Genomic DNA, 24,295 nt, shown 5'->3' with positions numbered 1-24,295 from the left:
CGCGGCGCATTATGAAAATCCTATGACAGTGGCTCCACCGGATGGATCGCGCGATCGCCGGATCGAGATCCCATCTAACCTTTGGCTGATTCACCCGGCGGGTCGCGCATTGCTTCCGCTTGCGCTGGCGCGTGGGATTTCCGCCAATTCGGTGTCGGTGTCTGGGCTTTGCCTCGGTGGAGCAGCCGCGCTCGCCTATACCCAATGGGGTAATTGGGCGCTGGCGCTGGTCGGTCTCGTGCTGTCGATCGGCTGGCTGGTCGCCGACGGACTCGACGGCATGGTCGCGCGCGCGACCAAGACCGCGAGCCCGCTTGGCCGGATGCTCGACGGGCTGTGCGATCACGGCGTGTTCGCGCTGATCTACGTCTCGCTCGCGCTGACGATCGACACGCCCGAGGGCTGGATCCTCGCCTTTGCCGCCGGTGGCGCGCATGCGGTGCAGTCGAACATGTACGAAGGCGAGCGTTCGCGCTTCCATCGTCGCATCAGGGGCGTGGCGCTCGAAGCCCCCCCCGTGCCGACCGGCAACGCGCTCGTCCGCTTCTACGACGGGGTCGCGAGCAGCATCGATCGGATCGCGATGCCGTTCGAACGCACGCTCGGCCAGGCGAGCGATCCGGTCGCACTCGGCGCCAGTTATGGAGCACGCGCCGTCGCGCCATTGCGTTTCATGGCCTTGCTTACCGCGAATGTGCGAGTATGGGCGATCTTCGTCGCCTGCTTCGCGGGCAACCCACGCATCTTCTGGTGGTTCGAGATCGTCCCTCTGACGCTCGTCGCCATCGTCGGGCTCGTCTGGCACCGTCGTGTCGAGCGGGCTTTCGTCCATAGCACAACGCCGCGACCAAAGACCGCGTCGCGCATGCATCTTTCGTAAGGAACAGGGTTAGTAATGAACAGCATTCGGATCGCCGTGGTCGGCATCGGCAACTGCGCGAGCTCGCTCGTGCAAGGTCTCGAGCATTATCGCGAGGGCGCCAACGACCAGGTCGGCCTGATGCATTTCGACATGGGCGGCTACAAGCCGAGCGACATCAAGGTCGTCGCGGCCTGGGACGTTGATCGTCGGAAAGTCGGCAAGGACGTCGCCGAGGCGATCTTCGCCAAGCCGAACTGCACCGCGGTGTTCGCACCCAACGTCGGCAACACCGGCACGATCGTGAAGATGGGCAAGAAGCTGGACGGCGTCGCCGACCACATGGCCGACTTCAAGGACGACCGTACGTTCCTCGTCTCCGACGCCGCCGAGCCGACGCGTGAAGAGGTCATCGCCGAACTGAAGGCATCGGGCGCCGACGTGCTGATGAACTACCTGCCGGTCGGTTCGCAGGAAGCGACCGAATTCTACGCCGAATGCGCGATCGAGGCTGGCGTGGCGTTCGTCAACAACATCCCCGTCTTCATCGCATCGAACCCGGTCTGGGCGAAGAAGTTCGAAGACGCCGGCGTCGCGATTATCGGCGACGACATCAAGGCGCAGCTCGGCGCGACGATCGTCCACCGCGTGCTGACCGACCTGTTCGCCAAGCGCGGCGTGAAGCTGGATCGTACGTACCAGCTCAACACTGGCGGCAACACCGACTTCCTCAACATGTCGAACCATCGCCGTCTTGAGTCGAAGAAGATCTCGAAGACCGAAGCGGTCCAGTCGGTCGCGGCCGAGCGCATGGACGACGACAACGTCCATATCGGTCCGTCCGATTATGTGCCTTGGCAGAACGACAACAAGGTCTGCTTCCTGCGCATGGAAGGCCAGCTGTTCGGCGGCGTGCCGATGAACATCGAGCTGCGTCTCTCGGTCGAGGACAGCCCCAACTCAGCAGGCGTCGCGATCGACATGATCCGCTGTGCCAAGATCGCCAAGGATCGCGGCATCGCCGGCGTGATCGATCCCGCCTCGGCGTATTTCTGCAAGCACCCGCGCACGCAGATGACCGACGATCTTGCGCAGATCGAAGTCGAGCGGTTCATCAAGGCCGCCTGACATGATCGAGACACCCCGGATTAAAACGGCGATCATCCTCGCCGCCGGGGAAGGCAGCCGCCTTCGCACCTCCGCCCCGTACAAGCCGCTCTGCGCGGTCGCGGGGCGGCCGTTGATCGCACACGCGCTTGAGGGGCTGGCCGAGGCTGGTTTCATGCGGGCGATCGTGACGGTGAGTTACGGACGTGAGGCGATCGAAGCGTATCTCGGTAGCCGTCGCTGGCCGCTGAAGGTCGAGACGGTTCTTGCGGACCACCGCGAACCCAACGGCGTTTCGGTACTGGCAGCGCGCGATGCGCTGGCGGGCAGCGACGCGATCCTCGCGATGTGCGACCACCTCGTCAGCCCCGAACTCTACGCGCGCATGGCGAAGGCCGGCGCTGGCGGCGGTCTGCGCCTCGGCATCGACCGACGGCTCGGTCATGACTGGGTCGACCCCGAGGACGTCACCTGCGTCGCCACCGAAGGCGACCGCATCGTCGCGATCGGCAAGGGCCTCGAACCGCACGACTGCTACGACACCGGCGTCTTCGCGATCGGCCCTGCGCTGTCGGACGCGTTGGCCACGCTAGCCAGCCCTTCGCTTACCGAGGGCGTACGCCTGCTGGCCGCGCAAGGTCTCGCCCGGATCGTCGATTGCAGCGACATCGACTGGATCGACGTCGACGACGCCCCCGCGCTGGCGAAAGCCGAAGCATGGATGGCGACTAAAGCCGACGCGGTCGCGGCCTAGCTTTTTTCGCGATCCTCCCCCGCCAGGGGGAGGTGGCGCCGAAGGTGACGGAGGGGGAGGATACGCAACGTCCGCTGCACGTTCCTCCCCCTCCGTCTCGCTACGCGATCCACCTCCCCCTGGCGGGGGAGGATCGCATTCCCACTATCGGCAAACCTACTCCGCTTCCTCAACCCTCGGATCGGGCACGTCCAGCGTCGCGCATGTCCCGACCGCCGCATTCTCGATCGTCACCGCCCCACGCAACTGCCGCGCGAGGCTGCCGATCATCCGCATCCCGAGGCTTTTCCGCGACGCGGTCTTCAGGTCGAAGTCCGCTGGCAACCCGCCGCCCTCGTCCGACACCGTCAGCACGATCCGCCCGTCCGCGCTCCGCACCGTGACCCAAATCACGCCGCCATCGTCGCCATACGCATATTTGATCGCGTTGGTGACCAGCTCGGTAACCAGCAAGCCCATCGGAATCGCGACGTCCGCGCTGATCAGGATCGCCTCGATATCGCATTCGATCCGGTGGTTGTGCGACTGCTCGCCCAGCCCTGTCGCAATCCCGCAAACCAGATCGTTGAGCGCGACGATCCCCACCTGATCGCCCCGCCACAACTGGTCGTGCGTCTGCGCGATCGCCGTGATCCGTGCCTGCGCATCGCCGAGCAGCCGCCGGATCCGCGGATCGTCGTCCTCCTGCATCTGGAGGTTGAGCATCGCCGACACCAAAGCGAGGCTGTTCTTCACCCGGTGGCTGGCCTCGCGCGTGAGCAACTCCTGATGCTCCATCGCCTCGCTCAGCCGCTGCTCCGCCTGCTGCCGCTCGATCGCCACGCCGATAAGGTTGGCAAACCCCTGCATAAACGCGAAGTCGGCTGGCTCGAACTTGCCTTCGTCCGGGCTGTCGACCTCGAGCACGCCGAAGCGCTTGCCCGATGTCTCCACCAATACGTTGATCGCACGCCGGATGTTGTGGCGCGCCATGAATTCGGGCGTACGGAAGCGCTGCTCGTTCTCGAGATGGTTCGAGATCACCGGCTGCCCTGTCTCCAGGGCAAACCCCGCGGGCGAGCCAAGGTCGGTCCGCATCTCGGTCGACCCGACCACGCCCACCTCCCAGCCGATGCCGGCGCGCACCAGCAGCGTATCCTGCTCGGGGCGATATTCGAGGAACTTGCAGTATTTCGAGCGCATCCCCTCGCCGCACAGCTCGGTCGCGCGCTGCAACATCGGCTGCAAGTCCCGCGCGCGCAGAGCCTCGATCCCGAAATCGGCCAGGATCGATTGCTGACGCAGGCGATACTCAAGCTCGCCCGCACCGGCAGGCGCGTCACCGCCCGGGGAAGTTTCGATGACTGCCACGCATACTCCGTTCGTCGATACCAAGCGCCTCTCCTACCGACCTTCGCGAAAGGATCAACATGGCGCTCGCATGACGGCCGTTGGGTGCGACGATCGGCCGTGATACAAGGTGGGCGTGAACGTCCATGCGCCCATCCTGCATCGCGACCCCGTTCCGCTGACGGTCGATGATTTCGTCCTGCTAAAGCGGGCGGGCAGCTTTACCGGCTATGGCAAAGTCGAGCTTCTCGACGGTGAATTGTCGGGCGTCCGACTTCAGGATGACGATGAGCCGGAATATGACGGGTCAGAGCCGGTCAGGCTCGACGGTCACGCATATCGGCTGCTCGCAGACGCGGGATCTTTGCAAAATCATGGCAAAACGGAGCTGCTCGATGGCGCGATCTACGCGATGAGTCCGCAATATCGTCCGCACGGCTTCGTGAAGGACGAGATCGCCTATCGATTGCGACGCGCCTTGGAAGCGCTGGGATCGTCGCTCGACGTGGCGACCGAGCAATCCGCGGCGCTGTCTTCGTTCGACGAGCCGCAGCCGGATATCATGCTGACTCGCGAACCGCGTGGAGAGGGCCCAATACCGGGCGCGTCGATCGCTCTGATCTGCGAGGTATCGGCGAACACGCTGGCGTTCGACCTCCGCGAGAAAGCACGTATTTATGCGCAGGCCAGCATTCCGGAATATTGGGTGGCCGATGTCGGGGCGAAGCTGGTCCACCAGATGTGGATGCCTGTCGGTGATCGCTTTACCCAGTCGCGCGATGTTTCGTTCGACGCGGGGATGAAGTCGACCACAATACCAGGGCTGATGATACTCACGGCCGCGCTTTGATTATCGCATCGCTTGCCTGACGAAGGGTTCGGCACGCGATCGATCGAGCAACGCCAACGTGCCGCCCTGAAAGTCCGGATCATACGTGACCTCGGACCGAGCCCATTCGGGTGGATGCACGGCCGCCAGCGACGCGGCGTCGGGCTGCTCTATCTCGGCTAGCTCGAGCCCGGCGAGCGCCCCTTCGAACGAATCGATGCCGAACTCGGCCGACCCGCTCGAAACCGCATGCCGCCGCTTGCGGAGCCAGTGCCCCGGCAACGCCGCGAACAGCGCGTATTCCTCCGGCGTCAGATACGTCGTCACCAGCGGCCGCGCGAGCGGATCGGGGACGTCGTATTTCTTCGACAGCTTGAGCACCACACGCCCGCCGACGCTGTCGGTCATTCGCCGCAGCCGACACCGGGTGTCCGTGATGTAGAGATCCTCGATCAGGATCGACCGGCAACCGTCCAGCGATGGCCGCTTCAGAGGATCGACGAGGAACCGCCGCTCACGCTCGACATGCGAGTATTTGTGAGCCGCCAGTTCCTCGTCGAGGCCTCTCAGCACGCCATGATCAGCGCGTCAGCTTCTTGTAGGACAGCGCGGTCGGACGATCCGCCGCATCGCCCAGACGGCGGCGCTTGTCCTCTTCGTAGGATTCGAAATTGCCTTCGAACCATTCGACATGGCTGTTGCCCTCGAACGCCAGGATGTGCGTGGCGAGACGATCGAGGAAGAAGCGGTCATGGCTGATCACCACCGCGCACCCGGCGAAGTTCTCGATCGCTTCCTCGAGCGCGCCCAGGGTCTCGACATCGAGATCGTTGGTCGGTTCGTCGAGTAGCAGCACGTTGCCGCCGCGCTTCAACATCTTGGCGATGTTGACGCGGTTGCGCTCGCCGCCCGACAGCTTGCCGACGTTCTTCTGCTGGTCCTGGCCCTTGAAGTTGAACGCCCCGACATAGGCGCGCGTCGACTGGTCGAACCCGTTGACCTTCATCGAATCGAGACCGTCGGAAATCTCCTCCCAGACGTTCTTCTTGTCGTCGAGATGGTCGCGGCTCTGGTCGACATAGCCGAGCCGCACGGTCGATCCCTTGTCGATCGTGCCGCTGTCCGGTGTCTCCTGCCCGGTGATCAGCTTGAACAGCGTCGACTTGCCGGCGCCGTTGGGACCGATGACGCCGACGATGCCGCCCGCGGGCAGCGTGAACGAGAGGTTCTCGAACAACAGCTTGTCGCCGTAAGCCTTGGAGACGTTGTCGAGCTCGATGACCTTGCCGCCGAGACGCTCGGGCACCTGGATGACGATCTGCGCCTTGCCCGGCGAGCGGTTCTCCTGTGCGGAGACGAGGCGTTCGAAGTTGGCGATACGCGCCTTGGACTTGGTCTGCCGCGCCTTGGCACCTTGGCGAATCCATTCGAGCTCGTTCTTGATCGCGGTCTGACGACCGGATTCCTCGCGATCCTCCTGCTCGAGACGCTTGGCCTTCTTCTCGAGATAGGTGGAGTAATTGCCCTCGTACGGGAAATACTTGCCACGATCGAGCTCCAGGACCCAGCCAACGACGTTATCGAGGAAATAGCGGTCATGGGTGATCATCAGCACCGCGCCGGCATAATCCTTCAGGTGGTTCTCCAGCCACTGGACGCTTTCGGCGTCGAGATGGTTGGTGGGCTCGTCGAGCAGCAGGATCCCCGGCTTCTGGATCAGCAGGCGGGTCAGCGCGACGCGGCGCTTCTCACCACCCGACAGCTTGTCGACCGGCCAGTCGCCCGGCGGGCAACGCAGCGCCTCCATCGCGACCTCGAGCTGGTTGTCGAGCGTCCAGCCGTCGATCGCGTCGATCTTTTCCTGGAGCGTGCCCATCTCTTCGAGCAGCGCGTCGAAATCGGTGTCGTCCTGGGGATCGCCCATCTCCGCGGAGATCGCGTTGAAGCGGTCGACCATGTCCGCAACGCCGCGCGCGCCGTCCTTGACGTTCTCCAGCACGGTCTTCGAGGCGTCGAGCTGCGGCTCCTGCTCCAGATAGCCGACCGTGACGTTCTCGCCCGGCCATGCCTCGCCGGTATAGTCCTTGTCGATGCCGGCCATGATCTTGATCAGCGTCGACTTGCCCGCACCGTTGGGGCCGACGATGCCGATCTTGGCGCCATGATAGAATTGCAGGTTGATGTTCGACAGCACCGGCTTGGGCGCGCCGGGGAAGGTCTTCGTCATGTCCTTCATGACATAGGCGTATTGGCCGGCCACGGGGGTCTCCGTTCGGGTGTTCGTGAGGGCGGGATTGATCTGCGCATGTAAGGGCAGGCGCGAAGGTTGGCAACGCGCGCGCTCCGACCTAACGGTGGGTCGACACCAAGGGGAATAGCCGATGACGCGTATCGCACCATTTCTGGCGGCCTGTGCCGTCATCACCGCCGTTCCCGTCGTGGCGCAGCGTACCGCCGCCCCGGCGACCGCAGTCGACGCAAAGGTCGCCGCGCTGCGCGACAAGGCGCTGACCGACGACACCGCGTACAAGATCGTCGAGGGGATCACGACCGAGGTCGGCCCGCGGATGACGGGAACCGAGGCGGCGCCTCGGGCGCGCGCCTGGTCGGTCGCCAAGCTGAAGGCGCTGGGGTTCAAGAACGTGCGGGTCGAGCCATACCAGCTGCCGGTCTGGTCGCGCGGCACGGAGAGTGGTGAGCTGATCGCACCCTATGCGCAGACGCTGCATCTGGTCGGCCTCGGCAATTCGGGCGCGACACCGCCGGGCGGGCTGACCCTGCCAATCGTGTATTTCCCGACGTATAACGACTTGGCGCTCGCCGCCGACGGCAGCCTGAAAGGCAAGATCGCCTTCGTGTCGAACGCGATGCAGCCGACCCAGGACGGATCGAGCTATGGATCGCAAGGCACCGCGCGCTTCGTCGGACCGAACGTCGCCGCAAAGAAGGGTGCCGCGGCGATCGTGATCCGGTCGATCGGCACCGATCACGGCCGCGGGCCGCACGCGGGCAACACCAATTTCGACGCGGGCGTGACGCCGATCCCCGCCGCCGCGCTGTCGGTCGCGGACGCTGAGCATGTCGAGCGGCTCGTGAAGCTCGGCAAGCCCGTGACGCTGAAACTGGTGCTCGAAGACAAGCAGGTCGGCATGCGCGAATCGGGCAACGTCGTCGCCGAAGTCCCCGGCACCGACCCCAAGGCGGGGATCGTCCTGGTCGGCGGCCATCTGGACAGCTGGGATCTCGGCACCGGCGCGATCGATGACGGCGCGGGCATCGCGATCACCGCGGCGGCTGCCAAGATCGTCATGGACGGCGGCCAGCGCCCACGCCGCACCATCCGCGTCGTCTGGTTCGGCGACGAGGAGAGCGGCGGCTTTGGCGGAGCCGCCTACGCCAAGGCGCATGCCGGCGAACGTCACGCGACCGCCGCCGAATCGGATTTCGGCGCCGATCGCGTCTGGCGGTTCGAGAGCAGCCTGCCCGACGCCGCCAAGCCCATCGAGGATCGCCTGGCCGTCGCGCTCGCCCCGCTCGGGATCGTTCGCGGCGCCGATGCCCCCCATGGCGGCACCGATGTCGGTCCGGTGATCGCCACCGGGATCGCCGGAATCGATCTCAACCAGTCGGGCCTGCGCTACTTCGACTACCACCACACGCCCGAAGACACGCTGGATCTGATCGACCCCGAACAGCTCCGTCAGAACGTCGCGGCCTGGACGACGGTGATTGCGACACTGGCCAATGCGCCCGAGGAAATCGGGTCAATCGTGCCCCAGAAGTGACGAATTGCATGAACCAATCTGTCATCGTTCTGCCGCAAACCTTGCGGACAGATGAATTTAGCGGATTGACCGCCCGCCGGGGGCCGCTATTTGACGTGACTTCGCGACGGCAATCGGGTCGGCCGCGAGTGAAACTATGCTTGGGAGCATTCGAATGAAGAAGATCGTTCTGATCGCTGCTGCCGCCGGCCTGATGTCCGTCGCAGCCTGCAGCAAGTCGCCAGAAGCCGCCGCCGTTGAGAACAACGCGGACATGCTGGCTGACAACATGGAAATGCAGGCTGACAACATGGACGCGATGGCGGACAACACCTCGAACGCAGTCGCTACCGACGTGCTCGAGAACGCTGCCGACAACATGAACGCAGCTGCCGACAACGTCCGTGACGCTGCCGACGAGAAGACCGACAACATGAACTAATATTCCATCGGGCGTTCGCGCCGGATAGGATTTAGTGTCGGAAAGGGCGTTCCTTCGGGAGCGCCCTTTTTCTTTGTGCCTTTTGCTTTCGAAATGCTTGCGCTAACGCAGGCGCCGGTGGGGCCTGTAGCTCAACGGTTAGAGCTGGCCGCTCATAACGGCTAGGTTGCGGGTTCGATTCCTGCCGGGCCCACCAATTTTCGTGTACGCACGGAACCGCGACCTAGTAGGTACGCAGGTGATCCGCCCGTCAACGGCGCGGACGGTAGAGGGCGCTCATGATTGATGCAGTGATAGTGCGTGCCGGGGACAGCGTCGCGACGATGTTGCGCGACGGATATGCCGGCGACGTCATCGCGATGGATGGCACGCACGTCACGCTGACGCAGGACGTCCCGCGCGGCCACAAGGTCGCACTGGACCACATCCCCGCCGGGTCGGCCGTAACCAAATACGGCTATTCGATCGGCCGGACGACGCGCGCCGTTGCCGGCGGCGATCGCGTCCATAGCGACAACCTGTCGACCGGCCTTGCCGGCACGCTCGACTATCGATTCGATCCGGACCCGACCCGAACGGCCGACGACGCCACCGCGGCGACGACGCCGACCTTCAAGGGTTTCGTCCGCGGCGACGGGCGGGTCGGAACGCGTAACGAGATCTGGATCCTACCGACCGTCGGTTGCGTCGCGCGCACCGCCGAACGGATCGCCGCAAAGGCTGGCGCTCGGCTGACCGGCAGGATCGACGGCGTCCACGCATTCGGCCACCCCCATGGCTGTTCGCAGCTCGGCCACGATCTCGACGGCACGCGCCAGATTCTCGCCAGCCTCGCCTGCCATCCGAACGCGGGCGGCGTGCTGATCGTTGGGCTCGGCTGCGAGGAGAATCAGGTCAAGGCGCTGATCGAAGCGATCCCGGCCTGGCGACAGCCGATGATCCGCACGCTGACGGCGCAGTTGAGCGCCGACGAGGTCGAGGAAGGCATCGCGCTCGTCGAGGAACTGGCGGAGCTAGCCGCTTGCGACCGGCAGGATGTCGGGATCGAGCGGCTGGTGCTGGGGGTCAAATGCGGCGGGTCGGACGGACTGTCCGGACTGACCGCGAACCCGCTGGTCGGCCGGATGAGCGACACCGTGGTCGGCGCGGGAGGGCGCGTGGTGTTCACCGAAATTCCCGAGATCTTCGGCGCCGAACAGACGCTGATGAACCGCGCCGCGGACCGAACCGTGTTCGAGGCGATCGTCGGCGTGGTGAACGGGTTCAAGCAATATTTCATCGATCACGGCGAGCCGGTGTCGGAGAACCCCTCCCCCGGCAACGTCGCGGGCGGGATCACGACGCTGGAGGAAAAGTCGCTCGGTGCGGTACAGAAGGCGGGCCGATCGCCGATCGTCGACGTCATTCCCTATGCCGCTCGCGCACGGATGGACGGGCTGACGCTGCTCGAGGCGCCCGGCAACGATGCGGTGTCGTCGACCGCGCTGGCCGCGGCGGGGGCGACGGTGATCCTGTTCACCACCGGACGCGGTACGCCGCTCGGCTTTCCAGTGCCGACGATCAAGATCGCTTCGAACACCGACCTGGCGCAGCGCAAGCCCGGCTGGATCGATTTCGATGCGGGACAGGTGCTCGATCAGGGCTTTGCGGTCGCCGAATCCGCCCTGCTCGACCGGATCTGCGCGATCGCGTCGGGCGAGGAGACCGCTGCCGAGCGCAACGGCGAGCGCGAGATCGCCATCTGGAAAAATGGGGTGACGCTTTGACACGCCTGAACGACGCGACGCTCGATCGGCTGCCCGCCGGCATTCCCAGCCCGCGCGGCCGGCCACGGCCCGGCATCGGTATCGTCCATTTCGGCCCCGGTGCGTTCCACCGTGCGCATCAGGCCGCCTATATCGATTCGCTGCTCGCAGACGATCCGCGCTGGGGAATCGCTGCCGTCTCGATGCGCAGCAAGGCCACGGTCGCCGCACTTGCCGAGCAGGACGGGCTCTACACGCTGGCCATCCGCGACACGGAGTCGTCGGATCGGGTGATCGGCGCACATCGGCGCTTCCTCGGCCCCGATGATGCTGCGGAGACGCATGCGCTACTGCGCGATCCTGCGGTTCGACTGGTGACCTCGACGGTCACGGAAAAGGGCTATTGTCTTGGTAGCGACGGGGTCCTCGACATGGCGCATGCCGATATTGTCGCCGATCTCGCGGCCTCGAACGCGGCGGATGCCACGCCGCGCAGCCTGATCGGCTGGCTCGTCAGCGGGCTTGCCGCGCGCCGGGACGCAGGGACCGCACCGTTCGTGCCGATGCCGTGCGACAATCTGGCCGCCAACGGCGCCAAGCTCCACGCCGCGCTCGTTGCCTTCGCGCGCGCGCGCGACGCGGGGCTTGGCGACTGGATCGCGGGCGAAGTCCGCGTGCCCTCGACGATGGTGGATTCGATCACCCCGGCTTCGGACGCGGCGCTCTATGCAGACGTCGCGGCAACGCTCGGCGTCGAAGACCGCGCCGCCGTCCAGCGCGAATCGTTCGCGCAGTGGGTGATCGAGGATATCTGCGTGCCGCTCGGTCCCGATCTGGCCGCGGCCGGCGCGACCGTCACCAGCGATGTCGGCAGTTACGAAAAGGCCAAGCTGCGCATCCTCAACGGCGCGCATTCGACGCTCGCCTATATCGGCCTGCTGCGCGGTTCGGCGAGCGTGGCGGACGCGATGCGCGACCCGGCGCTGGCACAATTTGTCGATGCGATGATCCGCGACGATATCATGCCGATGCTGCCGCGCTTCGCCGGGTTCGATCTCGACGCCTATCGCGCCGCGGTGCTGCAGCGGTTCCGCAATCCCGTCATCCTCCACCGGCTCGACCAGATCGCGGGCGACGGGTCGCAGAAACTGCCCTACCGGCTCGGCGACACGCTGATCGCCAACCGGCGTGCCGGCCGGATGCCGACCGGTGTCGTGACCGCGTTCGGTGCCTGGGTAGCGTTCGTCATCCAGCGGTCACGCGCCGGCATACCGATCGTCGACCCCGCCGGCACGGCGCTGAGCGCGGCAGCGCGCGAGGGAACCCCGTCCGAGGTGGTCGCGAAGCTGATCGCCGCGGGGTTGGGCGTTCCCCCGGAAATCCGTGCGGATCCCGAAGCGTCCGCGGCGGTGGCGGTGGCAGCCGAGCGTATCGTAGGCGGCGATTGGGCGATGCTGTGACAGCCGAGGGCCGGTAAAATCTCGGGCCGATATTGTGCGATCGGCTGCATCACGCTAGCCGCCGGCGCGATGTCGATCATGCCCACACCGCCGCGCAAGTCGTTGAACTGGCTCAACCCCGTCACCGGGTTGCGAATTCTCAAACGCGGCGACGTGCCGATCACCCGCGTGCAGATCTACGGCCAGCGGTGCAGCGGCACCAATCTCGTCACGCGGGCGATCGAGGCGAACCTGCCGTCGGTGACGATTACCGAGGCGTTCGGGTTCAAGCACTGGTTCGTGCCGCCGCAGACGCTGTTCGTGAAGGATACGCTGGTGCTGGTCGTCGCGCGCGACGCGTTCGACTGGGCGCGCAGCCTGCATCGCCAGCCCTGGCACGCGCACCCCGATCTCAAGGCCAAGCCGTTCGACGCGTTCATTCGCAGCGACTGGCACAGCTATTGGGACGATCATTTCGGGCATATCGAACCCGGGCATCCGATGCACGGCGACGAGATGCTGCACGAGCGCGATCCCGAAACCGGCGCGCGCTTTGCCAACTGCATCGCCAAGCGCACCGCCAAGCTGCGGCACTGGTCGTCGCTGACCGATCGCGCGCACAATGTGGCGCTGCTCGGCTACGACGCGTTCGCGCGCGATCCGGCTGCGTTTATCGCGGCGCTCGCCCACGCGACCGGGATTGAGAGCCGCGCCCCGTTCGTGCCCATCACCAGCTACAAGGGCCAGGGCCATGCGCCCTATGTACCGACCCCCTACCCGCCGCTTGCAGCCGACGACGCCGACCACATCGCAGCGTGGCTCGATCCCGACGTCGAGGCGGCGTTCGGATTGCCGGCGCGATACGGGCATGCGCACTGATCCCCGATACTGATCGACGTCCATCGCGTTTCGAGCGCGCGCGCGGTAGTAGGATCGGTATGTCCAAGCCGATCACCTTCTTCATCCATCATCAGGGCCGCGGCCACGCCAATCGGGCGATGGCGATCATCCGCGAGCTTCCCGCCGAGCGCGCGGTAACCATCCTCACCGCTAAACCGTCTTTGTTCGACGGGTTCGAGCGGCCGATCACGATCGCCGCCCTGCCCGACATGATCGGGGCGCCGGTGCCGACTCCCGGACTATTCGCGCAGGCGACTCCCGAGGTGATGCACTGCGTCCCGCTCGGCGTGGCGAAGACGCGGGCGACGATGCGGACGATCGTCGACCATCTCGACGACGTCGATCCGGCGCTGTTCGTGGTCGACGTCTCCGCCGAGATCGCGTTGCTCGCGCGGATCGCCAGCGTCCCCGCGATCAGCATCCGGATGCACGGCGACCGGCTCGATCCCGGCCATCTGGGAGCGTATCAAGCCAGTGTAGGCTTGCTCGCCCCGTTTGGAGAGGCACTCGAACAGGACGATACGCCAGACTGGGTGCGCGCGAGGACGTGCTATGCCGGCGGCCTCTGCACCACACTGGATCCGATCCTCTCGAAGGCGGACGCCCGCGCGAAACTGGGGCTCGATCCGGACCAGGAGATCATCGTCGTGCTCACCGGCGGCGGTGGCGCGGGCACCCCCTATGCGCCGCTGACGATGGCCGCGCGGGCGGTGCCGGACGCACTGTGGCTGGTACTCGGGCCGGTCCACCGCGAGGGTCACGAAACCGATTTCGGCAATCTCGTCGAACTCGGCTGGGTGCCGGGGGTGACCGATCATATCGCCGCCGCCGACGTCGTCATCGCCTCGGCGGGGGACAACACGGTGCACGAGATCGCCCGCGTCGGGCGGCCCTACGTCTGCGCCCCCGAGTGGCGGTATTTCGGCGAGCAGACGCGCAAGGCCGAACGGCTGGCGGAACTCGGCGCCGCGGTCGCGCTGCCGGCATGGCCCGGCGCGCTGGCACCTTGGCGCGGGATCCTCGATGCGGCCAAGGCGCTCGGCCCGGCGGCACTTGCCGACCTGTACGACGACGACGCGGCCAAGGTAGCGGCCGACTATCTTGAGGGGCTGGCGACCTCGCTGTGGGCGCCGGCGCTCAGCTGAAGAGCGTTTCGGGCGGCATCCGCGAGCCGGCGATGTCGTCGACGGTCGGATGCCGCAACACGGTGATCGCAGCATCGTCCCACGCGATCAGCCCGCGGTCCGCGAACTGTCCGAGCCAATAGTCCATGCACCACCGCCCCCAGGCCTGGCGGAACAGCCGGGCGTTGCGGAGGATCGCGTCGAAATGCTGATAGGGCGGCGTGTGAACGATGTGATGCTGGTGATAGGCCCGTGCGCCGCCGACCCACCACATCGCTACGTCTGCACGCTCCAGCCGCGCGGCGAAGTCGGTTTCCTCTGCGCCATAGCCGACATAGCGTTCGTCCATGCCCCCTGCCCGCGCCCAGTCCTTGGCGGCGATCGCGAACGACAGTCCCCAGAGTTCGCCGTGGGTCGGTGTCGGCCGAATTTCGTCTAGTGCGATCGGCGGCTTGGCGGGATGCCGGACGCCGATCCGGTCGAGCCGGTCGAAGTCGACGCCGCCGTCGAGCGCACCCTCGGGCAGATACAGCACATCGCCCAGCCGGATACCGCCCGGCCATTCCGCGGTTTCCGCATAGCGTTCGACCAATGTGGGGGACGGTATGCAATCCACGTCGAGGAAGATCAGTTGATCGCCGGTCGCTTCGTGCGCCGCGCGGTTACGCGCCGCCGCCAGCGGCATGGCATCGCCCTCGACGAATACCGCGCGGATGGGGAAGTTGGTCTCGGGCAAATCTAGGTGCGGTTCCGCCTGCATATAGGCGATGACGAGTTCGTCGGGTTTGCGAGTGGCCGCGTTCAATCCCGCGATCAGGTTCACCAGATGCGCGCGGCGCCCGCGCACCAGGGTCAGAACGCTGACGGTGTTCGCGACGCTCACGAGGCCCGCTTGATCCCGTCGTTAGCCGCACGGAAATAGCTGACGCCTTCGATCACGCCGCGTGCATGATGCCCGACAGTGACATAGCCATGCGCAAGATCGGGACGCGTGCCGAGCCCATCCGAATAATTGCCGACGATGATCGCGTGGCGCGCCGAACGCAGCATCTCGATATCGTTGCCGCTGTCCCCGGCGACGATCACCTGTCGTGGATCGAGCCCGAGCCGGCGGCGGACATGCTCGACCGCGGTGCCTTTCGAGGCCGCGTGCGGCAGGATATCGAGATAGCGGCCATGGCTCTGGATGATCGAGCAGCTGTGGCCGTGCTCCGCCAGCAACGCACGGACGCGTTCCGCCGCCGCCATGTCGCCGTCGGCGAAATAGCTGAGCTTAAAACGGCGCTGCTCCAACGGGCTTTGCGGGGTCAGTCCGGCATATCGCCCGATCAACTCGGCGACCGCCTCGCGGTCCCAGCCGGCGGCGATGATTCCGTCCCATTCGGTATCGCGGTCGTACACCGCGCCGCGCATCGCCCGGTAATAGATTTCGGAGCCGACCGAGGTGATCAGGATTTCCGGCTGCGGCGCGTCATGCTGGCCGAGTACCGCCATCGCGCTATGGAAGCTCCGGCCAGTGGCGATGGCGAAGGCGACGTCGGACTGCGCCTCGTGCCACGCCGCGAAATCCTCGACCCCGTCCGCGCAACCGATCAGCGTCCCGTCGATATCCGACACCAGCAACAGATCGGGTTTGCGCTCGACCGGGGCGCGTGCGGCGATAACCTCGCCGAGCAGTCCGGCATAAAGCTGTACGTGGCGATCCCAGTCATAGGCGCGGATCGCAACCGACCCGGCAGCCGAATACCGCGACCACAAGGCGTCGTCCGACAGGATCTTTACGATCGCATCGGTGATCGCCGAGCCAGAGCGCGGATCGACGAGGATGCCGTTGCCGCACGTCTCGACGATATCGTTGGGTCCACCACTGTCGGTGGCGACCACCGGCAAGCCGCTGGCCGCGGCCTCGAGCAGGGTAAGCCCGAACGGTTCGTTGAGCGCTGGGTTGACGAAGATGCCGCGCCGGTTGCGCGCATGGGCATAGATTGCGGCAACGTCGTCGGGCCGGTGGTGCTTGGGATAGGCCACTTTCCCGTACAGGTCGTATCGATCGATCAGGAGCAGTAGTTCGGCAAGATTATCGCGGATTTCGGGTTCGAGCGTCGCGATATCGTCGCGCGTACCGGCAAGGATCACGAGGTTTGCCGCCGCCTGCAGTGCCGGCGACTGGCCATAGGCATGGACCAGGGCGGCGAGGTTCTTCTTGGTCACCGGCCGTGCGATCGCCAGGATGACGGGCTTGGCCGGGTCGACCAGGAACCGGTTTATCAGCGCGTCGACGCGCGGGTCGCTTCGGCAATCGGCGAACTGCTTGAGATCGCTGCCGGGCGCGAAGACGCGGATCCGGCCGGGATCATAGGCGGCGTAGTCGGCATATTGCACCTCGGCCTCGTCGCGCGACGACGCGATGATCGCGGCGGCACCGGCGATCGCTTCCTCTTCGATCGCGATCCGGCGATCGAGCCCCGCGGTCTCGGCGCAATCGCGATCGAAGGCAGCACGCTTCACGCGCCCCAGCGAATGCGCGGTGAAGACATAGGGGATGCCGGTACGGGCGGACACGCGGGCGGCAATCAGGCCGGCGTCGGCGTAGTGCGCGTGCATCACGTCGGGTGCTCGGTCGAGCGTGGCGATATGCGCGACCAACGCTTCGACGAGGCTGTCATGCTCGGTCCAGAGGTCTTCCTTGACGAGATAGGCGTCGGAGTCCGTCAGCAGGCGGACGATCCGCGTAGTGCCATCGATCGTTTCGATGGGTTCGGCATAGCATTCCGCATAGACCGCGTGGTGGAATGCGCGCGTCACGATCTCCATCCGATCGATGGCGGCGTGACGGCCGCTGGCTGCGACCAGATCGAGCAGATACCGGATATGCCCCCCGGTATCGGCGGTAATTCCGTATTCGACATCAGTGCCGCGCAGGCATCCCTGTAACGCGATATGTAATACGAACACCCTTCCCCCGTTCATCCGTGATTCATCGAAGGAACCGCCCGAGGGGTTGCCGAGTTCCGGCAAAATGCTCAATAAAACTCCGACATTAACGTACGTTATGACGTTCCCCGCGGACAGGTTCGGGGCGATATGAGGATCGCCCTGCTCACCTGGGCGTATCCCCCTGAAAAGAGCGGACTTACCCGCGCAGCCCGAGAAATTGCGCAATCGCTGGCCGATACGGGACACGATGTCACCGTCTTCACGATGGATCGCCGCGAGACCAGCCGCGACGGCCGGGTCTCCGTGATCGGGTGCGGCCTGCGCGAAGGATCGCTCGCCGACCGTATCCGCAAGCTGGCGGCGATCGGTCATCTCGTCGCGCCGCTCGCTTTCCGCCGCGCGGTGATCCGCGAACATCGGCGCGATCCGTTCGATATCGTCGAAGCGACCAACTGGTATGCCCCCGGTCTCGCCATCGCGCTTGCCGGCCCCGCGCCGCTGGTGACGCGCAACTCCACCCCGGCGGCGACGTCGGCGGCCACGGCCACCGGCGCGCGCGACCGGTTCGATCGGCGCGCGGCGATGCTGGCCGAGCAGCTGGCGGCACGGTGCAGCAAGGCGCTGATCTCGAACACGCAGATCCACGGCGAAAAGATCGCCGCGCTGTACGGCGTCGCGCCGCCTGCGGCGGACAGTCGGCACGCGGTGATCGGCCTCAGCCTGCCGCCCGAAATCGTCGCACGTGGTCAGGCCGCCGCCTATCCGACGGGTGATCCGGTCGAACTGCTGTTCGTCGGCCGCGACGAGCACCGTAAGGGGTTCGACGCGCTGATCATGGCGTTGAAGATCCTTTCGCGCCGGGCCGATGCCGGGATGCGCGATTTCCGCCTGACGATCGTCGGTGTCCATGCCGACGATGTGAAGGCCCTGCCCTCCTCCGCCCGCGCGCGGCTGCGCTGCCATCACCGGGTCGACGAGGCGATGTTGCACGACCTGATGGAGGCGGCGCACGTCATCGTCGCGCCGTCCCGTTACGAAAGCTTCGGGCTGGTCTATCAGGAAGCGATGATGTTCGGCCGCCCAGTGGTCGCCTGCGCGGAGGATCCGAGCGCGCGACTGTTCATCGGCGAGAGCGGGGCCGGATTACTGGCCAAGACCTGCACCGGCGACGACCTGGCCACGCAGGTCCAGCGGCTGATCGAGGACCCGACGCTCCGCGCGCAATTCGCTGCGGCAAGCAGGCGGGCATCGGGCATGTTCACGCGTGAGACGCTCGCGACCCAGACGCTCGCTGTCTATCGCACCGCGACGGGATCGAACGGTGCGAGCAACAACGCCTCGTCCTCCACGCGACCTGCGCCGGTCGACATGGCCTCGTAAATCCGGGTTCGCTCGCGGACTCGCTTGCCGTCGAGGCGGTGGACCAGCGCACCGGCCAGCGCGAGCGAGCTTTCGACGAACGGCACGACCGGGCGCTCATGCACGCGTCCGGCAAAGCGGATGTCGTCGCGATTGAGCCGGTACTGGATATCCGGGTAGGAGGCCGACTGGACCCCGTCGACCATGTTTCGGCGTGGCAACCCAAGCGAGCGCAAGCCGTCGCGATCCGCCGCTGCGACCAGCCAGCCGATCGCCTGCAGCAACGCGGGATCGGGCAGTTCATCGGTATCGATCTGCAGAACCCAGCGCGTGCCCATCATGGCCTGGAGTCGATTGCGCTGGCCGGCGAAATCACCGTCGAGCGGGTGGTGGGCGATCTCGACCCACGGTATCCGCCCAGCCAGGTCGCTCGCATCGTCCACCGTGCCGTCGAGCAGCACGACGATCCGCGTGAAGACTTCGCGCAGGTCTGTCGTAAGTGACACGATCGCCTCTGCATCGGCAGGACGCGCCATGATGCCCAATCCGACCGCGTGCGGTTTGGGAACGGCGGGCAAGGAGCGCGCGCGCGCGGGACGGTAATCGTGCGGGAAACGGACTTCGCCTGGACCGACCGCGATCGGTTCCACCTCGTAGCCGAACCGCCACGCCGCGTTACGCAGACCCGCTGGATCGATAATCCACCCCGCTGCCGGGTCGCGTTCGAGATCGACGAGACCGGTTTCGAGCCGCGCGACGATCCGCTCGGCAACAGCGTCGACATCGGCGACGTCGCGAACCATCAGGCGACAATGGCTGCACTCCGCCCAGGCGTCGCGCCTCAGCCAGTCCCAGTTTCCACAGATCGAACATCGCAGCTGCATCGTCCGGCCAACCCGCCGGGGCGCAGGCGGTTCCCGATTAATAACCCAGCGCGTGCGCCAGCATCAGCAGCAACCAGTACAGCACGCCCGACAACAGCATCGCCACCGGCAGCGTCATGATCCAGGCCAGCGCCATGTTCATCACCGTACGGCGCTGCAACCCGGCGCCATTCGCAACGCTCGCGCCCGCCACACCCGACGACAGGATATGCGTGGTCGACACCGGCATGCCGTATCGCACCGCGAGCAAGATCGTCGCCGCCGCGACCAGTTCGGCCGACGCGCCCATGCCGTAGGTCAAATGCGTCTTGCCAATCCGCTCGCCCACGGTGACGACGATCCGCTTCCACCCGACCATCGTCCCAAGACCAAGCGCCAGCGCGACGGTCACCTTCACCCAAGTCGGGATGTAGCGCGTACCCTGCTCGAGCCCGCTATTGTAGCTCTTGAGCGTCGTGATCTCCTGCGCGGTGAAGCGGCTCTGCGCAGACTTGTCCTCGGCGATCAGCTTGGTCGTATCGAGCACGAGGTACATGTCGTTGCGCAGGTTCGGCGTCGCCGCGGCGGGCACCTTGCCCAGCGACCCATAGCTTTCGATCCGGCTCGACACGTCGTCCGACAATGTCGCCAGCGCACCGTAGATGACCGGGTCGGCGACATGCTTGCTCTTCAGTGCCTTGGTGACCTGCGCGCGCGAAGTCGCGACGTCGGCGGGTGCGCCGTCGGCATGCGCGCGGTACGCGGCCGATGCAGCCTGCGCCGACTGCACGAATGCGGGCATCGCGCTCTCGGGCATAGTCCGGTTCAGCGCATAGGCGGTCGGCGCGCAACCGATCAGGATGAGCATGATCAGGCCCATGCCCTTTTGACCGTCATTGCTGCCATGCGCGAAACTGACCGCGGTGCAGGTGCCGATCAGCAATGCCCGGATGCCGCGCGGTGGCGGCGTCTGGCCCTCGGGCGCCTCGTATAGCTTCTTGTCGCGCAGGAAGCGCTTCATCACGAGCAGCAGCAAGAGCGCGCCGACGAAGCCGACGATCGGGCTAAATGCGAGCGCAGAGAGAACCTTCCAGACCTGCACCATGTCGACGCCCGACGTTCCGTCCGCGCCGCCGCCGTTGATGAGCTGGTTGGCGAGCCCGACGCCGAGGATCGAACCGATTAGCGCATGGCTCGACGAATTGGGCAGCCCGACCGCCCAGGTCGCGAGGTTCCACAGGATCGCAGCAAGCAACAGCGCGAAGATCATCGCAAACCCGCCGACGCTGCCGACGTTAAGGATCAGATCGACCGGCAGCAGCGTGACGATCGAATACGCCACCGCACCCGACGACAGCATCACCCCGAGGAAGTTGAAGAATCCCGACCAGACGACCGCGAGCGGCGCGGGCATCGAATGCGTGTAGATGACCGTGGCGACCGCGTTGGCGGTGTCGTGGAACCCGTTCACGAATTCGAACCCGAGCGCGATCAACAGCGCGAGCGCAAGGAACGCGAACGCTCCGCCCGCTAGGCTCTCGCCGACCTGCGCTGTGTCGAAGGCGATGCTGAACCCGGCATAGGCAAGGCCGCCGATCAGCACGGCGAGGAAGATCCACCGCCCCGCGGGGTGCAGCGAATGATCGAGCTTGGGACCAGCGTGCGGCGCCGGCGCCGCGGCGCTCGAATCAGCCGTCAGCGCGTCGGGTGCAAATGTGGAGGTTGCCATGATAATGTGCAGTCGACCCTAACGATGACAATCTTATGACAGATGTAAATCAAGCGGCGATGAAGCCTGATTTGGAACGCGCTCTCTGAAGTCCTCCCCCGCCAGGGGGGGGGTGGCTGGCGCTTGCCAGACGGAGGGGGAGGAAAGGCATAACCGCTGTTCCGTGTCCTCCCCCTCCGTCGCCTTCGGCGCCACCTCCCCCTTGCGGGGGAGGATTTTTAGGGACCGACGTCCTGGAACTTAAGTACGGTAGCTCACCGAACAGTATCGATGCTGGCAAGCTGCGTGCCATCGCGCCCGAATATCTTGGCCATCTGCAAGTCCGCATCGGCGGTCATTTCCTTGCGGCACTGTTGCGCGTCGGCGAGCGCCGCGAGGCCGGCACCGTGCGACTGGCAAGCGCTCGTGATCGCCGAATGTAGCCGGCGCTGGAACGCGGTGCGCCCGACGTCGCTGGTCAGGTCGAGCCCGGCGCGCGACACGCGCACCGATACCGGCTCGCGCCCGGAACTCGCGGAAGCACCCGTGGAAAACAGGCAAGCGCCGACGATCGCCGCCGAAGCGACGTTGATGAAAAGCTTCATGATGATGTTCCTCAAATCGTCCTGCGGTCCGCAAGGCTATGCCCGCGGGCGACGGCGCCAGCGCGTCGGGACACCTTTCTGGGTGCGGCATCTCCGACCACGAACCACGTCGCTGCGCATCCCCTAGGCGCGCTTCGTGACGTCTGCGCGACGGTTCGGCGACGTTTCAAAGGTTGCTCCATCGGCCCCCGTTCCCTACCTGTTCACCGGTGAACCAGATCGCCCAAACGTCCGCGCCGCACGCCGAGCCTCCCTATCTCCGCGGCCTCAATCCGCCGCAGCGCGAGGCGGTGCTGACCACCGACGGCCCGGTGCTGATCATCGCCGGCGCCGGCACCGGCAAGACCGCGGCGCTGACCGCACGGCTCGCGCATTTGATCTTCACCAAGAAGGCGTGGCCGTCGGAGATCCTCAGCGTCACCTTCACCAACAAGGCCGCGCGCGAGATGCGCGAGCGGGTCGGTCGGCTGGTCGGCGACGCGGTAGAGGGCATGCCGTGGCTCGGCACCTTCCACGCGATCGCTGCGAAGATGCTGCGACGTCATGCCGAACTGGTCGGGCTGCAATCGAACTTCACCATCCTCGATACCGACGACCAGTTGCGGTTGTTGAAGCAGCTGATCCTCGCCGCGGACATCGACGAGAAGCGCTTCCCGACGCGCAGCCTCGCCGGGCTGATCGACCAGTGGAAGAACAAGGGTCTCGTCCCCGCCGATATCGATGCGGGCGAGTCTGAGCGTTACGCCAACGGCCGCGGCGGTGAGTTGTACCAGCAATACCAGGCGCGGCTGATCGCGCTGAACGCCTGCGATTTCGGCGACCTGCTGCTCCACATGCTCGTCATCCTGAAGACGCATCGCGACGTGCTGGCGCAGTATCAGCAGCGCTTCAAATACATCATGGTCGACGAGTATCAGGACACCAATTCGTCGCAATATCTCTGGCTACGGCTGCTCGCACAGGAGCGCAAGAACATCGCCTGCGTCGGCGACGACGACCAGTCGATCTATTCATGGCGCGGCGCGCAGGTCGAGAACATCCTGAAGTTCGAACGCGACTTTCCGGGCGCGAAGGTCATCCGCCTCGAACAGAATTACCGCAGCACGCCGCACATCCTCGGCGCGGCGTCGGGCGTGATCGCCAACAATGGCGGGCGGCTCGGCAAGCAGCTGTGGACCGAGCGCGATGTCGGCGAGAAGGTCAAGGTCATCGGCGTCTGGGATGGCCCGGAGGAAGCGCGCCGCGTCGGCGAGGAGATCGACATCGTCCGTCGCTCGGGCAAGAGCCTCGACGAAGTGGCGATCCTGGTCCGCGCGCAGCACCAGACGCGCGAGTTCGAGGATCGCTTCATCGCGATCGGCATGCCGTACAAGATCGTCGGCGGCTTCCGCTTCTACGAACGCGCCGAGATCCGCGACGCGCTGGCGTACCTCCGCGTCGTCAACCAGCCGGCCGACGACCTCGCCTTCGAACGCATCGTCAACGTCCCCAAACGCGGCCTCGGCGACAAGGCGGTCGCGCGCATCCATCAGCTCGCCCGCGCCACCGGCACACCGCTGACCACCGCCGCCGCGCGCATCCTCGACACCGACGAACTGACCGGCGCGGCGAAGAAGTCGCTCGGGCGGCTGGTCGGCGACATCGCCCGCTGGCGCGACATGGCGACCAGCCTGCCGCACGCCGAACTCGCGCGGCAGTTGCTCGACGAGAGCGGCTACACCGCGATGTACCAGGCCGAGAAGTCGGTCGAGGCCACCGGTCGCTTGGAGAACCTCAGCGAGCTCGTCCGCGCGATGGAGGAATACGACTCGCTCGGCGCGTTCCTCGAACACGTGTCGCTCGTAATGGACAATGAGGGCGGCGCGCAGGACCCACAGGTCACGATCATGACGATCCACGCCGCCAAGGGCCTCGAATACGACACGGTATTCCTGGTCGGCTGGGAGGAAGGCCTGTTCCCGTCGCAGCGCTCGCTCGACGAAGGCGGCGTGAAGAGCCTCGAAGAGGAACGCCGCCTCGCTTATGTCGCGATCACGCGCGCACGCCGGCTTGCGGTCATCATCCACGCCGCCAACCGCCGCATCTATGGCCAGTGGAACTCGTCGATCCCCTCACGCTTCGTCGCCGAACTTCCGCCTGAGCATATCGACACGGAAACGACGATGTCCGGCGGGGCGAGCCTCTGGCAGGCCAACTGGTCCGACCGCGCCGATCCGTTCGCCGACGTCGCCCGCGGCACCGGCCGCGGCCCCGGCTGGCAGCGCGCATCGGGAAGCGCCGCCGGCACGGGCAGCACCTTCTCCGTCAAACCCGCGCGCGTCGTCGAAAGCCGGTCGAGCGCGATCAGCCTCGGCAACAAGGGCCGCGACGATCTCTCGCTAGGCCTGCGCGTCTTCCACCAGAAGTTCGGCTACGGCACGATCGCGGAGATCGAGGGCAACAAGCTCGAGATCGACTTCGAACAGTCGGGCCGCAAGCGCGTCATGGACAGCTTCGTCACGCTCACGCCGTAACGCCGGACCTAAAAAAAG

At 65.8% G+C, this 24,295-nt stretch carries 20 protein-coding genes and 1 tRNA gene; 13 read left to right on the top strand and 8 right to left on the bottom strand.

Annotated elements, in window-relative coordinates; genetic code table 11:
• Window positions 1-22: 22 nt before the first annotated feature.
• From O6Y00_RS07875 to O6Y00_RS07865, 3 genes are read left to right on the top strand one after another with little or no spacing between them, the layout of a single operon-like run.
• On the top strand, window positions 23-880 hold the full coding sequence (locus O6Y00_RS07875) for a CDP-alcohol phosphatidyltransferase family protein (protein WP_353442037.1): 858 nt from the start codon (window positions 23-25) through the stop codon (window positions 878-880).
• A gap of 15 nt (window positions 881-895) precedes the next feature.
• Window positions 896-1,987, top strand: a complete 1,092-nt coding sequence (locus O6Y00_RS07870; protein WP_056050788.1) for an inositol-3-phosphate synthase — start codon at window positions 896-898, stop codon at window positions 1,985-1,987.
• Window position 1,988: 1 nt separating this feature from the next.
• Window positions 1,989-2,720 carry an NTP transferase domain-containing protein gene (locus O6Y00_RS07865; RefSeq protein WP_353442036.1) on the top strand — a complete coding sequence of 244 codons (732 nt, stop codon included), beginning with the start codon at window positions 1,989-1,991 and terminating at the stop codon, window positions 2,718-2,720.
• A gap of 156 nt (window positions 2,721-2,876) precedes the next feature.
• Here the strand turns inward: O6Y00_RS07865 and O6Y00_RS07860 are convergent, their stop codons facing one another.
• A complete protein-coding gene (locus O6Y00_RS07860) occupies window positions 2,877-4,070 on the bottom strand; it encodes a sensor histidine kinase (protein ID WP_353442035.1) in 1,194 nt (397 codons plus the stop codon).
• Between the two features lie 115 nt (window positions 4,071-4,185).
• On the opposite strand from O6Y00_RS07860, the gene O6Y00_RS07855 reads away from it, so the two are divergent.
• Window positions 4,186-4,899 (top strand): Uma2 family endonuclease, encoded by a 714-nt coding sequence (locus tag O6Y00_RS07855; protein WP_353442034.1) that lies wholly within the window; start codon window positions 4,186-4,188, stop codon window positions 4,897-4,899.
• On the opposite strand, the gene O6Y00_RS07850 is transcribed toward O6Y00_RS07855, so the two are convergent.
• Both O6Y00_RS07850 and ettA read right to left on the bottom strand, forming a co-directional pair.
• Window positions 4,900-5,451, bottom strand: a complete 552-nt coding sequence (locus tag O6Y00_RS07850; RefSeq protein WP_353442033.1) for a hypothetical protein — start codon at window positions 5,449-5,451, stop codon at window positions 4,900-4,902. It lies immediately after the preceding gene.
• A 7-nt stretch (window positions 5,452-5,458) separates the two neighbouring features.
• Entirely contained in the window at window positions 5,459-7,138 is a 1,680-nt protein-coding gene (gene ettA / locus O6Y00_RS07845; protein WP_353442032.1) for an energy-dependent translational throttle protein EttA, read from the bottom strand.
• Between the two features lie 121 nt (window positions 7,139-7,259).
• On the opposite strand from ettA, the gene O6Y00_RS07840 reads away from it, so the two are divergent.
• The 7 genes from O6Y00_RS07840 (at window position 7,260) to O6Y00_RS07810 (ending at window position 14,313) form a co-directional block, all read left to right on the top strand.
• On the top strand, window positions 7,260-8,663 hold the full coding sequence (locus tag O6Y00_RS07840) for a M20/M25/M40 family metallo-hydrolase (RefSeq protein ID WP_353442031.1): 1,404 nt from the start codon (window positions 7,260-7,262) through the stop codon (window positions 8,661-8,663).
• Between the two features lie 154 nt (window positions 8,664-8,817).
• Window positions 8,818-9,084, top strand: a complete 267-nt coding sequence (locus tag O6Y00_RS07835; protein WP_031393308.1) for a hypothetical protein — start codon at window positions 8,818-8,820, stop codon at window positions 9,082-9,084.
• 120 nt (window positions 9,085-9,204) lie between these two features.
• Window positions 9,205-9,280 (top strand) — tRNA-Ile (locus O6Y00_RS07830).
• Window positions 9,281-9,362: 82 nt separating this feature from the next.
• Entirely contained in the window at window positions 9,363-10,850 is a 1,488-nt protein-coding gene (locus O6Y00_RS07825) for a UxaA family hydrolase (RefSeq protein WP_353442030.1), read from the top strand.
• Window positions 10,847-12,289, top strand: a complete 1,443-nt coding sequence (locus O6Y00_RS07820) for a mannitol dehydrogenase family protein (RefSeq protein WP_353442029.1) — start codon at window positions 10,847-10,849, stop codon at window positions 12,287-12,289. Before O6Y00_RS07825 ends, O6Y00_RS07820 begins: the two co-directional genes overlap by 4 nt.
• A gap of 69 nt (window positions 12,290-12,358) precedes the next feature.
• The gene (locus O6Y00_RS07815; protein WP_353442028.1) at window positions 12,359-13,147 is read left to right on the top strand and encodes a hypothetical protein; all 789 of its coding nucleotides are present in this window, start codon (window positions 12,359-12,361) and stop codon (window positions 13,145-13,147) included.
• 59 nt (window positions 13,148-13,206) lie between these two features.
• Window positions 13,207-14,313 carry a glycosyltransferase gene (locus tag O6Y00_RS07810; RefSeq protein ID WP_353442027.1) on the top strand — a complete coding sequence of 369 codons (1,107 nt, stop codon included), beginning with the start codon at window positions 13,207-13,209 and terminating at the stop codon, window positions 14,311-14,313.
• Here O6Y00_RS07810 and O6Y00_RS07805 read toward each other — a convergent pair.
• Window positions 14,306-15,175 carry a glycosyltransferase family 2 protein gene (locus O6Y00_RS07805; protein ID WP_353442026.1) on the bottom strand — a complete coding sequence of 290 codons (870 nt, stop codon included), beginning with the start codon at window positions 15,173-15,175 and terminating at the stop codon, window positions 14,306-14,308. The genes O6Y00_RS07810 and O6Y00_RS07805 overlap by 8 nt on opposite strands.
• Window positions 15,172-17,247 carry an HAD-IIB family hydrolase gene (locus tag O6Y00_RS07800; RefSeq protein WP_353442025.1) on the bottom strand — a complete coding sequence of 692 codons (2,076 nt, stop codon included), beginning with the start codon at window positions 17,245-17,247 and terminating at the stop codon, window positions 15,172-15,174. The genes O6Y00_RS07805 and O6Y00_RS07800 overlap by 4 nt, the downstream gene beginning before the upstream one ends.
• Window positions 17,248-17,376: 129 nt before the next feature.
• On the opposite strand from O6Y00_RS07800, the gene O6Y00_RS07795 reads away from it, so the two are divergent.
• Complete coding sequence (locus O6Y00_RS07795) at window positions 17,377-18,609, top strand: glycosyltransferase family 4 protein (RefSeq protein WP_353442024.1); 1,233 nt, start codon at window positions 17,377-17,379, stop codon at window positions 18,607-18,609.
• On the opposite strand, the gene O6Y00_RS07790 is transcribed toward O6Y00_RS07795, so the two are convergent.
• From O6Y00_RS07790 to O6Y00_RS07780, 3 genes are all read right to left on the bottom strand, one after another.
• Complete coding sequence (locus O6Y00_RS07790; protein ID WP_353442023.1) at window positions 18,525-19,391, bottom strand: hypothetical protein; 867 nt, start codon at window positions 19,389-19,391, stop codon at window positions 18,525-18,527. The two genes, O6Y00_RS07795 and O6Y00_RS07790, sit on opposite strands and share 85 nt — an antisense overlap.
• Window positions 19,392-19,509: 118 nt before the next feature.
• Entirely contained in the window at window positions 19,510-21,180 is a 1,671-nt protein-coding gene (locus O6Y00_RS07785) for an inorganic phosphate transporter (protein ID WP_353442022.1), read from the bottom strand.
• Between the two features lie 254 nt (window positions 21,181-21,434).
• On the bottom strand, window positions 21,435-21,764 hold the full coding sequence (locus O6Y00_RS07780) for a UrcA family protein (protein ID WP_353442021.1): 330 nt from the start codon (window positions 21,762-21,764) through the stop codon (window positions 21,435-21,437).
• Window positions 21,765-21,982: 218 nt separating this feature from the next.
• Between O6Y00_RS07780 and O6Y00_RS07775 the strand changes: the two genes are divergently transcribed.
• Entirely contained in the window at window positions 21,983-24,277 is a 2,295-nt protein-coding gene (locus tag O6Y00_RS07775) for an ATP-dependent helicase (protein ID WP_353442252.1), read from the top strand.
• The last annotated feature ends 18 nt before the right edge of the window (window positions 24,278-24,295 follow it).

Source organism: Sphingomonas faeni, from assembly GCF_040407565.1.
Lineage (GTDB): Bacteria > Pseudomonadota > Alphaproteobacteria > Sphingomonadales > Sphingomonadaceae > Sphingomonas > Sphingomonas faeni_F.
The sequence above is the reverse complement of the archived record's forward strand: the minus strand, read 5'-3'. Positions and strand labels throughout refer to the sequence as shown.

Excerpts from the sequence above, each read along its gene's own strand:
- O6Y00_RS07875 (WP_353442037.1), top strand. The coding sequence starts at position 23 with ATGACAGTGGCTCCACCGGATGGATCGCGCGATCGCCGGATCGAGATC.
- O6Y00_RS07870 (WP_056050788.1), top strand. The coding sequence starts at position 896 with ATGAACAGCATTCGGATCGCCGTGGTCGGCATCGGCAACTGCGCGAGC.
- O6Y00_RS07865 (WP_353442036.1), top strand. The coding sequence starts at position 1,989 with ATGATCGAGACACCCCGGATTAAAACGGCGATCATCCTCGCCGCCGGG.
- O6Y00_RS07840 (WP_353442031.1), top strand. The coding sequence starts at position 7,260 with ATGACGCGTATCGCACCATTTCTGGCGGCCTGTGCCGTCATCACCGCC.
- O6Y00_RS07835 (WP_031393308.1), top strand. The coding sequence starts at position 8,818 with ATGAAGAAGATCGTTCTGATCGCTGCTGCCGCCGGCCTGATGTCCGTC.
- O6Y00_RS07825 (WP_353442030.1), top strand. The coding sequence starts at position 9,363 with ATGATTGATGCAGTGATAGTGCGTGCCGGGGACAGCGTCGCGACGATG.
- O6Y00_RS07815 (WP_353442028.1), top strand. The coding sequence starts at position 12,359 with ATGTCGATCATGCCCACACCGCCGCGCAAGTCGTTGAACTGGCTCAAC.
- O6Y00_RS07810 (WP_353442027.1), top strand. The coding sequence starts at position 13,207 with ATGTCCAAGCCGATCACCTTCTTCATCCATCATCAGGGCCGCGGCCAC.
- O6Y00_RS07795 (WP_353442024.1), top strand. The coding sequence starts at position 17,377 with ATGAGGATCGCCCTGCTCACCTGGGCGTATCCCCCTGAAAAGAGCGGA.
- O6Y00_RS07790 (WP_353442023.1), bottom strand. The coding sequence starts at position 19,391 with ATGGTTCGCGACGTCGCCGATGTCGACGCTGTTGCCGAGCGGATCGTC.
- O6Y00_RS07785 (WP_353442022.1), bottom strand. The coding sequence starts at position 21,180 with ATGGCAACCTCCACATTTGCACCCGACGCGCTGACGGCTGATTCGAGC.
- O6Y00_RS07780 (WP_353442021.1), bottom strand. The coding sequence starts at position 21,764 with ATGAAGCTTTTCATCAACGTCGCTTCGGCGGCGATCGTCGGCGCTTGC.